The following is a 13,796-nucleotide window of genomic DNA, read 5'->3' on the forward strand; positions in this document are numbered from 1 at the left end:
GAGCCCCCGCTGCGGCTTACCAGGTCTGGGTGGCCTTGAACTTCTCGATACCGGCTTTCATGCCAGCGTCGATTTCGTCGTTGAAGTCACCCTTCACGTTGATCTTGGCCATCAGTTCGGCGTGATCACGGTTGAAGTAGGCAATCAGAGCTTGCTCGAAGCTGCCAACCTTGGAGACTTCTACGTCGGTCAGGAAACCACGCTCAGCGGCGTACAGCGACAGGGCCATGTCGGCAATCGACATTGGCGCGTACTGCTTCTGCTTCATCAGCTCGGTAACGCGCTGACCATGCTCCAGCTGCTTGCGGGTAGCCTCGTCCAGATCCGAAGCGAACTGGGCGAAGGCCGCCAGTTCACGGTACTGGGCCAGGGCGGTACGGATACCACCGGACAGCTTCTTGATGATCTTGGTCTGGGCGGCACCACCAACACGGGATACCGACACACCGGCGTTAACGGCAGGACGGATGCCTGCGTTGAACATGGCCGATTCCAGGAAGATCTGACCGTCGGTGATCGAGATCACGTTGGTCGGAACGAACGCGGAAACGTCGCCAGCCTGGGTTTCGATGATCGGCAGAGCGGTCAGCGAGCCAGTCTTGCCAGTTACGGCACCGTTGGTGAACTTCTCGACGTACTCTTCGGAAACGCGCGATGCACGCTCCAGCAGACGGGAGTGGAGATAGAACACGTCGCCTGGGTACGCTTCACGTCCTGGTGGACGGCGCAGCAGCAGGGAGATCTGACGGTAGGCAACGGCCTGCTTGGACAGGTCATCGTAAACGATCAGGGCGTCTTCACCGCGGTCACGGAAGAACTCGCCCATGGTGCAGCCGGCGTAAGGCGCCAGGAACTGCAGTGCGGCGGATTCCGAAGCACTGGCAACGACCACGATGGTGTTGGCCAGGGCGCCGGCTTCTTCCAGCTTGCGAACGATGTTGGCAACGGTGGAACGCTTCTGGCCGACTGCAACATAAACACAGAAAATACCGGAGTCTTTCTGGTTGATGATGGCGTCGATGGCCATGGCGGTCTTGCCGATCTGACGGTCACCGATGATCAGCTCACGCTGGCCACGGCCGACAGGGATCATGGCGTCGACGGACTTGTAGCCAGTCTGTACAGGCTGGTCTACCGACTTACGCCAGATCACGCCTGGAGCTACTTTCTCGACCGCGTCGGTCTGGGTGTTGCCCAGAGGACCTTTGCCGTCGATCGGGTTACCCAGTGCGTCGACGACGCGACCCAGCAGTTCCTTACCAACCGGAACTTCCAGGATGCGGCCGGTGCACTTGGCGCTCATGCCTTCGGCGAGGGTGTCATAGGCCCCCAGGATCACTGCACCTACGGAGTCTTGCTCCAGGTTCAGGGCCATGCCGAATACGCTGCCAGGGAACTCGATCATTTCGCCGTACATGACGTCGGCCAGACCGTGGATCCGCACGATGCCGTCGGAAACCGAAACGACGGTACCTTCGTTACGGGCTTGGGAGCCGACATCGAGGTTGTCGATGCGGCCCTTGATGATTTCACTAATTTCGGAAGGATTGAGTTGCTGCATTGCTCTGCTGCCCCTTCAAACTCAAGATTTCAAGGCTTCGGCCAGTTTCGCGATTTTCCCGCGAACCGAACCGTCGATTACCAGGTCGCCAGCGCGGATGACGACGCCGCCGATCAGGCTGGCATCCTCCGACGCGTGCAGGCGCACTTCCTGGCCTAACCGTGCACTGAGAACCTTGGCGAGTTTGTCTTGCTGTTCTTGGTTCAACGCAAAAGCACTGGTGACTTCCACGTCCACGGACTTCTCTTGCTCGGCCTTGTACAGGTCGAACAGAGTCGAAATCTCCGGCAGAAGCAGGAGACGTTCGTTTTCCGCGGCAACATGAATGAAATTCTGTGCCTTGGCGTCAAACTTGTCACCGCACACTTCAATGAATGCGGCGGCCTTTTCTGCGCTAGTCAGTTGCGGGGCCTTGAGCAGGCGCTGCATGGTGTCGTCTTGCGACACCGCAGCAGCCAGGCCGAGCATGGCTGACCAATTGGCCAGTTGCTGATGGGCCTGGGCATGCTCGAAGGCAGCCTTAGCGTAAGGTCGGGCCAACGTGGTCAGTTCTGCCATGATCGCCCTCGCTTAAATTTCAGCGGCCAGTTTGTTAACCAGCTCCGCATGCGCGTTTTGATCGATTGTGGCGCCAAGGATCTTTTCAGCACCGCCAACAGCCAGGGCACCCACTTGGGCACGCAGGGCGTCTTTGACGCTGTTCAGTTCCTGTTCGATCTCGGCTTGAGCCTGAGCCTTCACACGGTCAGCTTCGACGCGAGCCTGTTCACGGGCTTCCTCGACAAGCTGAGCAGCGCGTTTCTTGCTTTGCTCAATGATTTCGGCTGCCTGTGCCTTCGCTTCACGCAGTTGCTGACCCGCTTTCTCTTGGGCCAGCTCCAGGTCGCGAGCTGCGCGGTTGGCAGCGTCCAAACCGTCGGCAATCTTCTTTTGGCGCTCTTGCAGGGCAGTGATGACCGGAGGCCATACGTACTTCATGCAGAAGAGTACAAAAATCAGAAAAGCAACGGATTGGCCAATCAGGGTTGCATTAATGTTCACGCCAACACCTCGCTCGGTCTTTGTCCATCACACCAATCAACTCGTAGGAACGAGTGATTAGCCGGCGATCTGACCAACGAAGGGGTTCGCGAAGGTGAAGAACAGAGCGATACCAACACCGATCATGGTTACGGCGTCGAGCAGACCGGCAACGATGAACATTTTGACCTGCAGCATCGGAACCATTTCTGGCTGGCGAGCAGCGCCTTCCAGGAACTTGCCGCCCAGCAGGCCGAAACCAATGGCGGTACCCAGAGCACCCAGGCCGATCAGCAGAGCAACAGCGATAGCGGTCAGACCAACTACAGTTTCCATCTTTCCTCCCGACTTTTACGTCGTATTGGTTAGGTTTTTAGTTTGAAGCGGTAAAACAAATCGTTTGGTACAGCATGCCCTTGCGGACTTTTTAAGCCCTCCCCCCAAACCGGCGGGGAAGGCTATCAGACACGCCAGGCGGTCTTAATGGTTATCTTCGTGAGCCATCGACAGGTAGACGATGGTCAGCATCATGAAGATGAAAGCTTGCAGGGTGATGATCAGGATGTGGAACACAGCCCACGCCCACTGCAGCACCACACCCAGGCCGCTGAGCCAGAGGATGCCGGCGCCGAACATCACCGCGATCAGGATGAACACCAGCTCGCCGGCGTACATGTTGCCGAACAGACGCAGCGCCAGCGAGATCGGCTTGGCGATCAGGGTGACGAACTCGAGCAGGAAGTTCACCGGGATCAGCAGGATCTGCACGAAGATGTTCTTGCTGCCGAACGGGTGCAGGGTGAGCTCGCCGATGAAGCCGCCGATGCCCTTGACCTTGATGCTGTAGAAGATGATCAGCGCGAACACGCTCAGGGCCATGCCCAGGGTGGCGTTCGGGTCGGTGGTCGACACCGCGCGGAACGGAATGTGCGGATCACCGGAGATCAGGATGGCCAGTTGAGGAATCCAGTCGACCGGTACCAGGTCGATGGCGTTCATCAGGAATACCCAGACGAAGATGGTCAGCGCCAGCGGGGCGATCACCGGGCTGCGGCCGTGGAAGGAATCCTTCACGCTGCCGTGGACGAAGTCCACCAGCACTTCTACGAAGTTCTGCAAGGCGCCAGGCTGGCCGGAAGTGGCCTTTTTAGCCGCCATGCGGAAGATGAACAGGAAGATCAGACCCAGCGCAACGGACCAGCCCAGGGTGTCCAGGTGGAACGCCCAGAAGCCCATTGCCTTGGCTTCTGCAGCCGAATGGGCCAAGCCCCAGCTGCCGTCTGGTAGTTGACCGTAGGTCAGGTTCTGCAAGTGGTGCTGGATATAGCCCGAAGCGGTTTCTGCTGCCATGGTTGCCTCAAACGCCCTAAGGTCTCGAAAGTCTTTTATTCATCAGCAGGGGCGCGAACCAGCTGACCAAAAGGGTCAGCACGAAGACGCCGAATACTGCCAACGGCGCCAATGGCTTCACTCCTGCGAAGGTCAGTGCAAACAGCACTGCCGTCAAAATCATCTTGCCTGCCTCGCCCGCGTAAAACGACTTGACGATGGCCTGCGCCGCCCGGGCTCCGCTGAAGCGAAAAGCCTTCCAGGCGAAATACACATTGGGCAGCCAGGCAATCAAACCTCCGCAAAGGCCTGAATATCCACTGACCACCCCTTTCCACTGCCACAACACCAGCGTTGCCAGCAGCAGTACGACAAATTGAGCCAGCAGTACCGGAAAAACCGCCCAGCGATGGAAAGGCAGGCGGTTTGGCGTGCGGATTTCCATCACAACTGCTCCTCGAAAGTCGACCGCCTCGTCAACAATGACTTGGCATAATTTGTGCCGACAAAATGCGCGCAGAGTATAGGGGTGGATTAACCCCTATTCAACTCTTGGGTAGTGATTTCCGACTGCGCGCTACAACAGGAATTGTTTCAGCGGATGTGAGCAAGCACGCCTTGCAACTCGTCAAGGGAGTTGTAGCGAATAACCAACTGGCCTTTGCCCTTGTTGCCATGGCGAATTTGTACCGCCGAGCCCAGGCGCTCTGCCAGACGCTGTTCAAGACGCGTGATATCCGGATCAGGTTTGCTCGCCTCGACCGGCTCAGGTTTGCCACTGAGCCACTGACGCACCAGTGCCTCGGTCTGGCGCACGGTGAGGCCGCGTGCGACAACATGACGCGCCCCTTCTTCCTGTCGATCTTCCTCGAGGCCGAGCAAGGCGCGGGCGTGGCCCATCTCCAGGTCGCCATGGGCGAGCATGGTCTTGATCGCCTCGGGCAGCGAGATCAGGCGCAACAGGTTGGCCACGGTGACCCGCGACTTGCCGACGGCATCAGCCACCTGCTGCTGGGTCAGTTCGAACTCCTGCTGCAGACGCTGCAGGGCGAGCGCCTCTTCCAGCGGGTTGAGGTCCTCGCGCTGGATGTTCTCGATCAGCGCCATGGCAATGGCGGCTTCGTCGGGTACTTCGCGGACCATGGCCGGAACGGTATCCAGGCCAGCCTGCTGGGTGGCGCGCCAGCGGCGCTCACCGGCGATGATCTCGTAGCGGTTGTCACCGATCGGGCGAACCACGATCGGCTGCATGACGCCATGGGTGCGGATCGAGTGCGCCAGTTCTTCCAGCGCCTCGGGATCCATGTCGCGACGCGGCTGGTACTTGCCGCGCTGGATCAGCTCGACCGGCAGGTGTTGCAGTTCCTTCTGGTCGATCTTGACAGCCTGCGCTTCGAGCGCGCTGACGGAAGGACCACTGAGCAGTGCATCCAACCCACGTCCGAGACCGCGTTTCTTGATGGCCATGCGGATTCCTTAAGTTGTTTGTGCAATGCGTGATGGACGGCGTTGACGACGAACCAGTTCCCCGGCCAACGCCAGGTAGGCCAGCGCGCCACGGGATTGCTTGTCGTAGGCCAGTGCCGGCATGCCGAAGCTCGGCGCCTCCGCCAGGCGGATGTTGCGCGGGATCACCGTATCGTACAGCTGCTCGCCAAAGTGTTCCTTGAGCTGCGCCGAAACATCGTTGTTCAGGCTCAGGCGCGGGTCGTACATGGTCCGCAACAGGCCTTCGATCTTCAGCTCCGGATTCAACCGGGCGGCGATGCGCTTGATGTTATCCACAAGGTCGCTCAACCCTTCCAGCGCGTAGTACTCGCACTGCATGGGGATGATCACGCCATCGGAGGCGACCAGCGCATTGAGCGTCAGCATCGACAGCGACGGCGGGCAGTCGATGAGGATGTAGTCGTAGTTCTCGCGGATCGGCGCCAACGCGTTGCGCAGGCGGCTCTCCTTCATCTGCATTTCCAGCAGGACCACTTCGGCGGCGGTCAGGTCGCGGTTGGCCGGCAACAGCTGGTAACCACCGTGCTCGGAGTAGTGCATGGCCTGGGCCAGGTCGCATTCCCCGATCAGCAGGTCGTACACCGAATGCTCGAGCTCGTGCTTATCCACACCGCTGCCCATGGTCGCGTTGCCCTGTGGATCGAGGTCGATCAGCAGCACGCGACGCTTGGTCGCGGCCAGCGATGCGGCGAGATTGATGCAGGTGGTGGTCTTGCCCACACCACCCTTCTGGTTCGCGATTGCGAATACCTTAGCCATTGTTGCTCGTGTTCCCAGTCATGCCTTGCGGCGCAGTATCAGCAGATGGCGCTGGCCCTGGCAACCTGGAACGGTCAGGGCCTGCTCGCTTTCCACTGTGAAGTCTGCGGGCAATGCTACCAGTTCATCGGCAGGATGCAGCCCCTTCATTGCAAGCCATTGCGTGCGGCTGTCACCCAGGTGGCGGGTCCAGTTGGTGAAATTCTCCATGCTGCTGAAGGCCCGGGAGACGATCCCGCAGAACGGCTGCTCGGGCTGGACCTCTTCCACCCGGCTGTGGATAACCCTGAGGTTGTCCAGTTTCAGCTCCATCTTCACCTGGGTGAGGAAGCGCGTCTTCTTGCCGTTGCTGTCGAGCACCGTCACCTGCTTGTGCGGGTGCAGGATGGCCAGCGGAATGCCCGGCATGCCGCCGCCGCTGCCGACATCCAGCCAACGCTGGGTGTCGTTGTGGATAAACGGCATGACGCTGAGGCTGTCGAGCAAGTGACGCGAGACCATCTCGTCGGGGTCGCGCACGGCGGTCAGGTTGTAGGCCTTGTTCCATTTGATCAACAGGGCCAGGTAGCCCAGCAGCAGTTCGTGCTGCTGCGCGGTCAGCTCGACACCAAGCTGGCGCGCACCTGTGGACAACTCTTCGGCATGTTGCGGGGTGACCGGGGAACTCAAGCGCTTTGCTCCAATTCGCGGCCTGCGCCGCGTTTTTTCAAGTGAATCAGCAACAGGGAAATCGCCGCCGGGGTGACGCCGGGAATACGCGAAGCCTGGCCCAGGGTCTCTGGCCGGGTGTCGCCGAGCTTGCCCTGGATCTCCTTGGACAGCCCGGAAATGGTCGTGTAGTCGATATCCACAGGCAGACGTGTGTCTTCACTGGCGCGCAGGCGGGCAATTTCTTCCTGCTGGCGGTCGATGTAGCCGGCGTACTTGGTCCTGATCTCGACCTGTTCGGCGACCTGTGGATCGATATTCTCGCCGCCGGTTGCCTCGATCAGGCCAGCGTAGTCGATTTCAGGGCGGGCAAGCAGGTTGAGCAGGCTGTACTCATGCGCCAATGGCGTGCCGAACTTATCCACAATGGCCTGGCCTTGCGGCGTGTTCGGGCGCACCCATGTGCTCTTCAGGCGCTGCTCTTCACGCTCGATGCCTTCGCGCTTGGCGCTGAACGCCGCCCAGCGCTCATCGTCGATCAAGCCGAGTTCGCGGCCTTTCTCGGTCAGGCGCAGGTCGGCGTTGTCTTCGCGCAGGATCAGCCGGTACTCGGCTCGCGAAGTGAACATGCGGTACGGCTCTTGGGTGCCGAGGGTGATCAGGTCGTCGACCAGCACGCCGATGTACGCCTCGTCGCGGCGCGGGCACCAGCTTTCACGGCCCTGGGCGCGCAGAGCCGCGTTGGTCCCGGCCAGCAGGCCTTGGGCACCGGCTTCTTCGTAGCCGGTGGTGCCGTTGATCTGGCCTGCGAAGAACAGGCCGCCGATGACCTTGGTCTCGAGGCTGTACTTCAGGTCGCGCGGATCGAAGTAGTCGTACTCGATGGCATAGCCCGGGCGCACGATGTGCGCGTTCTCCATGCCGCGGATCGAGCGGACGATCTCAAGCTGCACGTCGAACGGCAACGATGTGGAAATGCCGTTGGGATACAGCTCATGGGTGGTCAGGCCTTCCGGCTCGATGAACACCTGGTGGCTTTCCTTGTCGGCGAAGCGGTGGATCTTGTCCTCGATCGACGGGCAATAACGCGGGCCGATGCCTTCGATCACCCCCGAATACATCGGCGAACGGTCGAGGTTCGAGGCAATGATCTCGTGGGTGCGGGCGTTGGTGTGGGTAATCCAGCAGCTCACCTGGCGCGGATGCATGTCGGCATTGCCCATGAACGACATTACCGGGATCGGCGTATCGCCCGGTTGCTCGGTCATCACCGAGAAGTCCACCGAACGGCCATCGATGCGCGGCGGGGTACCGGTTTTCAACCGGCCGACACGCAGCGGCAATTCACGCATGCGGTTGGCCAGGGCATTGGCGGGCGGATCGCCGGCGCGGCCACCTGAATAGTTCTGCAAACCGATGTGGATAAGTCCACCGAGGAAAGTCCCGCTGGTCAGTACCACGGAGTCGGCGAAGAACCGCAGGCCCATTTGGGTGACCACGCCCTTGACCTGGTCCTGCTCGACGATCAGGTCATCGCACGACTGCTGGAATATCCACAGGTTGGGCTGGTTTTCCAGGATTTCACGTACCACGGCCTTGTAGATGGCGCGGTCCGCCTGTGCACGGGTGGCGCGTACCGCCGGGCCTTTGCGGTTGTTCAGAACGCGGAACTGGATGCCGCTCTTGTCGGTGGCCAGCGCCATCGCGCCGCCGAGCGCATCGATTTCCTTGACCAGGTGGCTCTTGCCAATGCCACCGATGGCCGGGTTGCAGCTCATGTGACCGAGGGTTTCCACGTTATGAGTCAGCAGCAGGGTTTTCACACCCATGCGTGCGGACGCAAGCGCAGCCTCGGTACCGGCATGGCCGCCGCCGATGACGATCACTTCAAAACGGGAAGGGAAATCCACCACGCACCTCGTGCCTGTTTTTGCGAATAGAGAAGGTAAGCGGACAAGTATAGGGACTTCCCACCCTCCAAAGAAACCTTCTGAGCAAAATTTGACCAGGCTGTGGATGAGTGGCAGGTAAAAGAAAACAAAGAGGAAAAATTTAAAAAAGCTTTGTTTTTATGTTTATGTTTAGGTACCCACCTGTCTGTGCATAAGTCTCTACAGCCTATGTATTACAATGTGTACAGAGAATCATAACCCTGTGTCCAGGTAGGCCTGGGGGCTCTGGATACCGCTGTTTAACCTGTGGATGAATGGTGCTGTTACCCACAGGCAGGTTTGTCCTCAGAAAAAAAGCCTGGTTATCAACGGAGCTGAGGCCTAGTTTTCCACAGAGCTTAGCCAGGCGTTCGGAACGCTGTTGATGAAATATTTTGCGCAGCGCTTGTCGTCCGTGGTCGATGGCCTGCTTGCAATGACCCGTACCCACACGAATCGCAGACAAAAAAAAGCCGCTCCAGAGAGCGGCTTTGTTGCGAATCGAACCCTGTGGGATCACTTGCCAATGCAGAAGCTGGAGAAGATCCGCCCCAGCAGGTCATCCGAACTGAACGCTCCGGTAATTTCACCCAGCACTTGCTGTGCCTGGCGCAGATCCTCTGCCAGCAGCTCACCGGCACCGGCGAGGGTCAGCTGCGCACGGCCATGCTCGAGGTGGGCACTGGCCTGGCGTAGCGCCTCCAGGTGCCGGCGACGAGCGCTGAAGCTGCTTTCGGCGGTTTGTTCATAGCCCATGCAAGCCTTGAGATGCTCACGCAGCAGATCCAGGCCCATGTCGTTGTCCCGGGCGCTGAGGGTGATGGTGACGTGCCCATCGTCGCTTTGCTCCAGGCCTACGACCTCACCACTGAGGTCCGCCTTGTTGCGAATTAGGGTGACCTTGGCCACGTCGGGGCGCTGATCGAGAAACTCTGGCCACAAGGCAAACGGATCACTGGCTTCCGGTGCCGTCGAATCGACTACCAGGAGCACACGGTCGGCCTCGCCGATGGCCTTGAGCGCCCGTTCCACACCGATCTTTTCCACATGGTCATCGGTGTCGCGCAAGCCTGCGGTGTCGACCACATGCAGGGGCATACCGTCGATGTGGATATGTTCGCGAAGGATATCCCGGGTGGTGCCGGCGATATCGGTGACGATTGCCGCTTCACGCCCGGCCAACTGGTTGAGCAGGCTCGACTTGCCGGCGTTCGGCCGGCCTGCGATAACCACGGTCATGCCGTCGCGAAGCAATGCGCCTTGCCCTGCTTCGCGCTGAACTGTGGATAACGTGTCACGTACTTCATCGAGCATGCGCAGCACATGGCCATCGGCAAGAAAATCGATCTCTTCCTCTGGGAAGTCGATCGCGGCTTCGACATAGATGCGCAGGGCGATCAGATCTTCGGTGAGGCCATGCACACGCTTGGAGAATGCCCCTTGCAGGGAACGCAGGGCATTGCGCGCAGCCTGTGTGGAGCTGGCTTCGATCAGGTCGGCGATTGCCTCGGCCTGGGCCAGGTCGAGCTTGTCGTTGAGGAACGCTCGCTCGCTGAATTCGCCTGGACGTGCCAGCCGGCAACCGAGCTGCAGGCAACGTTGCAGCAGCATGTCCATGACTACCGGACCGCCATGGCCCTGCAGCTCCAGCACATCTTCGCCGGTGAACGAGTTTGGCCCGGGGAAGAACAGCGCGATCCCTTCATCCAGCACCAGGCCATCGTCATCGCGGAACGGGCCGTAATGGGCATGCCGCGGGGTCAGCGTATTGCGCCCGGTGATGACTTGCCCGGCCTGGCGGGCCAGCGGGCCGGACAATCTGACGATGCCTACCCCGCCACGGCCCTGGGCGGTGGCGATGGCGGCAATGGTTTCACGCACTGTGTTCATGCTCGAACCTCTACAACGAATACGACAGATAGCAAAAACGCCCCAGGGGGGCGTTTTTGTTAACAGGCTAGCGTAGCAGCCCGTCAAGCGGCTGCGTTCTTGGTCGCAGCCTCGATACGGCGAGTGATGTACCACTGCTGTCCGATCGACAGGCAGTTGTTCACAACCCAGTACAGCACCAGACCAGCCGGGAACCACAGGAAGAAGAAGGTGAAGATGATCGGCATCATTTTCATTACCTTCGCCTGCATCGGATCGGGCGGGGTCGGGTTCAGGCGCTGCTGGATGAACATGGTGGCGCCCATGATGATCGGCAGGATGAAGAACGGATCCTTGATCGACAGGTCGGTGATCCACAGCATCCACGGGGCCTGGCGCATCTCGACGCTTTCCAGAAGTACCCAGTACAGGGCCAGGAACACCGGCATCTGCACCAGGATCGGCAGGCAGCCGCCCAGCGGGTTGATCTTCTCTTTCTTGTACAGCTCCATCATCGCCTGGGACATCTTCTGGCGATCATCACCGAAGCGTTCCTTCAGCTGGGCCAGTTTTGGCGCCACGGCACGCATGCGCGCCATCGAGCGGTAGCTGGCGGCCGACAGCGGGAAGAACAGGCCCTTGATCAACATGGTCAGGACGATGATCGACCAGCCCCAGTTGCCCAGCAGGCTGTGGATATGTTGCAGCAGCCAGAAGATCGGCTGGGCGATGAACCACAGGAAGCCGTAGTCGACGGTCAGTTCCAGGCCTGGGGACAACTCTTTGAGCTTGGACTGGATCTTCGGGCCGGCATACAGCATGGCGCTGGTTTCGACCTTGCCGCCGGCAGGGACGTTAAGCGCCGGGCCGGTATAGCCGATGATGTAGTTGCCCTGGCTGTCCTTGCGGGTCTGGACGGCGTTGTTGTCCGAGTGGGTCGGGATCCAGGCGGTCACGAAGTAGTGCTGCAGCCAGGCGACCCAGCCGCCGGTCACATTTTCTTTCAAACTACCTTTGTCGATGTCTTTCATCGACACTTTCTTGTACGGCTCGGAAGCTGTCCACAGGGCCGCGCCCAGGTAGGTGGCGGTACCGGTGGCGGTGCTCGACGACGGGTCGGAGCTGGCGTCACGCTTGAGCTGGGCAAACATGTTGCCGGTCCAGGCCTGGCTGCTCTGGTTGTCGATCAGGTAGCTGACAGTCAGGTCATACTCACCGCGCTTGAAGCTGAAGCGCTTGATGTAGTTGACGCCGTTCTCGCTGAACTTCAGGTCGACCGACAGTTGGTCCTGGCCGTCGGCCAGCTGGAAGCTCTTCTGCTCTGCGGAGTACAGCGGACGACCCGTGGAACGGGCGTCCGGGCCGTTGGCGCCGGTCAGGCCGCTCTGGGCCAGATACACACGTTCGCCACCGTTATCGAACAGCTGGAACGGAATATCCGGATGATCCTGGCGACGAGGGTACTTCGGCAGGGTCAGTTGGACGATGTCACCACCGACCGGGTCGATAGCCAGGTCCAGGACGTCGGTCTTGATCCGGATCAGGTCCTTGCTGAGCGCCACTGGCGCCAGTTCGGCTGGGCTGGATTCAGCATTGGCGCTCGGCACATCGGCACTTGCACCGGAGTTGCCGGCCGGCACGGTGTCCGGCAGGGCCGGGGCAGCATTGCTGGCAGCAGCATTCTGAGTCGGCAGGGCAGCCTGGCCGTAGTCCTGGTTCCACTTGAGGACCATGACATAGGACACGATTGCCAGGGCGACGATCAGGATCGTGCGTTTAATATCCATGATTACTCGGCTATCGAAGAAGTTCGGGAGGAAGGAGCAGGTGGAACGGGATCGAAACCGCCGTCGTTCCACGGATGACAACGCCCCAGGCGACGAACGGCCAGCCACCCACCACGCAAGAGGCCATGGTTTTCAATGGCTTCATAGGCGTAACAGGAACAGCTGGGATAGAAACGACAGTGACTGGCCATCAGTGGACTGATGGCGTAACGGTAAAACTGGATCGGAACGAGGGCCAGTTTACGCATTGTGACTGTCTACCCCTGCGGAATTGGCGACCGCTGGAGAGGGCCGACTGCGGACCAGTCGCTTCCAGAGCTTGCCAAAGTGTTGGTGCAATTCTGGGTTTTCCACTTCGCCCAACCCCTTGCGCGCGACGATCACGATGTCCAGGCCAGCCAACAGCTGCTGGTTCAGGCGAAACGAATCGCGCATCAGGCGTTTCAGGCGATTGCGTTGAACGGCGAGCTTGACGCTCTTCTTGCCGATCACCAGGCCTAGGCGCGGATGATCGAGGCCGTTCTCGCGGGCAAGGATAAGCAGGTTTTTCCCTGGAACCTTGCCGGTTGGGGAGTCGAAGACCGCTTTGAAATGCCGGGCTGTAAGCAGTCGCTTTTCCCGACTGAAGTCCTGACTCACCACCTGTGCCGAAAAATCAAATTGCCAGACGCTTACGGCCTTTGGCACGGCGACGCGACAGAACGGCACGGCCGTTCTTGGTAGCCATACGGGCACGGAAACCGTGGGTGCGGGCGCGCTTGATGGTGCTTGGTTGGAAAGTACGTTTCATGGCGTGTTACCTGGGTTGGTCGACAACGGGCCGGAAGGGCCCCCTTTTTAAGAGATCGGCGATTCTAGAGAAAGCAAGGCAATAGGTCAATTTCCAACCAGCCATTCTTATGGAAGGTCGAATCAGGGTAGATCGAATCTCCCTCGAATGATGACCGTTTGCCCGTGTGGACAAAACGCAGGCAAACAGAAAAAACAAAGAGGCATATAAAAAGCTTTTTTGAAGAACTTATAGATCTTAGCTGGACAACCTTCTGTGGATAAGCCATTCAAGGCCACGTTTTACAGGCTGTACAGAGCTTCGCAACCTTGTCGGTAAAGGGTGCTCTGTCTGTGCGGGCCATGAGGACAACCTGTGGGCTGAATGGGTGTTTATCCACAGGGCTTTTATCCACAGAGCTCAGCCCGGGGTTGTGCATAGCCCACAGGTGTCGTTATCCACAGGGCTTATCAACACCGCTTGAGTGATGTAAGCGTCAGTTTTTGGCGGTTTTAACGTGATCGCGGTCGCCACCACGTGTGGATAACTGACCGCCTGCCCGGTACAATGGCGGTTTGTTTTGCCTCATCCGGCTTTCAACTCAGGGGATATCC

Annotated in this window: 15 protein-coding genes; all 15 read right to left on the minus strand. The window is 59.5% G+C overall.

Annotation, left to right across the window (positions count from 1 at the left end):
* Nucleotides 1–16 precede the first annotated feature (16 nt).
* The 15 genes from atpA to rpmH all read right to left on the minus strand — a co-directional run bounded on the left by atpA (nucleotide 17) and on the right by rpmH (nucleotide 13,203).
* A complete protein-coding gene (atpA, locus tag LU688_RS27690) occupies nucleotides 17–1,561 on the minus strand; it encodes a F0F1 ATP synthase subunit alpha (protein WP_038707082.1) in 1,545 nt (514 codons plus the stop codon).
* Nucleotides 1,562–1,582: 21 nt separating this feature from the next.
* A complete protein-coding gene (locus tag LU688_RS27695; RefSeq protein ID WP_023628561.1) occupies nucleotides 1,583–2,119 on the minus strand; it encodes a F0F1 ATP synthase subunit delta in 537 nt (178 codons plus the stop codon).
* Nucleotides 2,120–2,131: 12 nt separating this feature from the next.
* Entirely contained in the window at nucleotides 2,132–2,602 is a 471-nt protein-coding gene (locus LU688_RS27700; protein WP_023383136.1) for a F0F1 ATP synthase subunit B, read from the minus strand.
* Nucleotides 2,603–2,659: 57 nt separating this feature from the next.
* A complete protein-coding gene (atpE, locus tag LU688_RS27705) occupies nucleotides 2,660–2,917 on the minus strand; it encodes a F0F1 ATP synthase subunit C (RefSeq protein ID WP_003097235.1) in 258 nt (85 codons plus the stop codon).
* A gap of 144 nt (nucleotides 2,918–3,061) precedes the next feature.
* On the minus strand, nucleotides 3,062–3,931 hold the full coding sequence (atpB, locus tag LU688_RS27710; RefSeq protein ID WP_023628560.1) for a F0F1 ATP synthase subunit A: 870 nt from the start codon (nucleotides 3,929–3,931) through the stop codon (nucleotides 3,062–3,064).
* A gap of 16 nt (nucleotides 3,932–3,947) precedes the next feature.
* Nucleotides 3,948–4,355 (minus strand): F0F1 ATP synthase subunit I, encoded by a 408-nt coding sequence (locus LU688_RS27715; RefSeq protein WP_011536507.1) that lies wholly within the window; start codon nucleotides 4,353–4,355, stop codon nucleotides 3,948–3,950.
* Between the two features lie 149 nt (nucleotides 4,356–4,504).
* Nucleotides 4,505–5,377, minus strand: a complete 873-nt coding sequence (locus tag LU688_RS27720; RefSeq protein WP_023628559.1) for a ParB/RepB/Spo0J family partition protein — start codon at nucleotides 5,375–5,377, stop codon at nucleotides 4,505–4,507.
* A 9-nt stretch (nucleotides 5,378–5,386) separates the two neighbouring features.
* A complete protein-coding gene (locus LU688_RS27725; protein ID WP_023628558.1) occupies nucleotides 5,387–6,178 on the minus strand; it encodes a ParA family protein in 792 nt (263 codons plus the stop codon).
* Nucleotides 6,179–6,196: 18 nt separating this feature from the next.
* Nucleotides 6,197–6,847 carry a 16S rRNA (guanine(527)-N(7))-methyltransferase RsmG gene (gene rsmG, locus LU688_RS27730; RefSeq protein WP_023628557.1) on the minus strand — a complete coding sequence of 217 codons (651 nt, stop codon included), beginning with the start codon at nucleotides 6,845–6,847 and terminating at the stop codon, nucleotides 6,197–6,199.
* A complete protein-coding gene (mnmG, locus tag LU688_RS27735) occupies nucleotides 6,844–8,736 on the minus strand; it encodes a tRNA uridine-5-carboxymethylaminomethyl(34) synthesis enzyme MnmG (protein WP_102683386.1) in 1,893 nt (630 codons plus the stop codon). The genes rsmG and mnmG overlap by 4 nt, the downstream gene beginning before the upstream one ends.
* Before the next feature lie 537 nt (nucleotides 8,737–9,273).
* A complete protein-coding gene (gene mnmE, locus LU688_RS27740) occupies nucleotides 9,274–10,647 on the minus strand; it encodes a tRNA uridine-5-carboxymethylaminomethyl(34) synthesis GTPase MnmE (RefSeq protein ID WP_094010829.1) in 1,374 nt (457 codons plus the stop codon).
* 83 nt (nucleotides 10,648–10,730) lie between these two features.
* Nucleotides 10,731–12,413 carry a membrane protein insertase YidC gene (gene yidC / locus LU688_RS27745; protein ID WP_094010828.1) on the minus strand — a complete coding sequence of 561 codons (1,683 nt, stop codon included), beginning with the start codon at nucleotides 12,411–12,413 and terminating at the stop codon, nucleotides 10,731–10,733.
* A gap of 2 nt (nucleotides 12,414–12,415) precedes the next feature.
* Nucleotides 12,416–12,661 (minus strand): membrane protein insertion efficiency factor YidD, encoded by a 246-nt coding sequence (gene yidD, locus LU688_RS27750; RefSeq protein ID WP_011536514.1) that lies wholly within the window; start codon nucleotides 12,659–12,661, stop codon nucleotides 12,416–12,418.
* On the minus strand, nucleotides 12,654–13,055 hold the full coding sequence (gene rnpA, locus LU688_RS27755; RefSeq protein WP_094010827.1) for a ribonuclease P protein component: 402 nt from the start codon (nucleotides 13,053–13,055) through the stop codon (nucleotides 12,654–12,656). Before rnpA ends, yidD begins: the two co-directional genes overlap by 8 nt.
* Before the next feature lie 13 nt (nucleotides 13,056–13,068).
* Complete coding sequence (gene rpmH, locus LU688_RS27760; RefSeq protein WP_003253163.1) at nucleotides 13,069–13,203, minus strand: 50S ribosomal protein L34; 135 nt, start codon at nucleotides 13,201–13,203, stop codon at nucleotides 13,069–13,071.
* Between the last annotated feature and the right edge of the window lie 593 nt (nucleotides 13,204–13,796).

The sequence above is a fragment of the Pseudomonas soli genome (assembly GCF_021283165.2).
Taxonomy (GTDB): domain Bacteria; phylum Pseudomonadota; class Gammaproteobacteria; order Pseudomonadales; family Pseudomonadaceae; genus Aquipseudomonas; species Aquipseudomonas soli.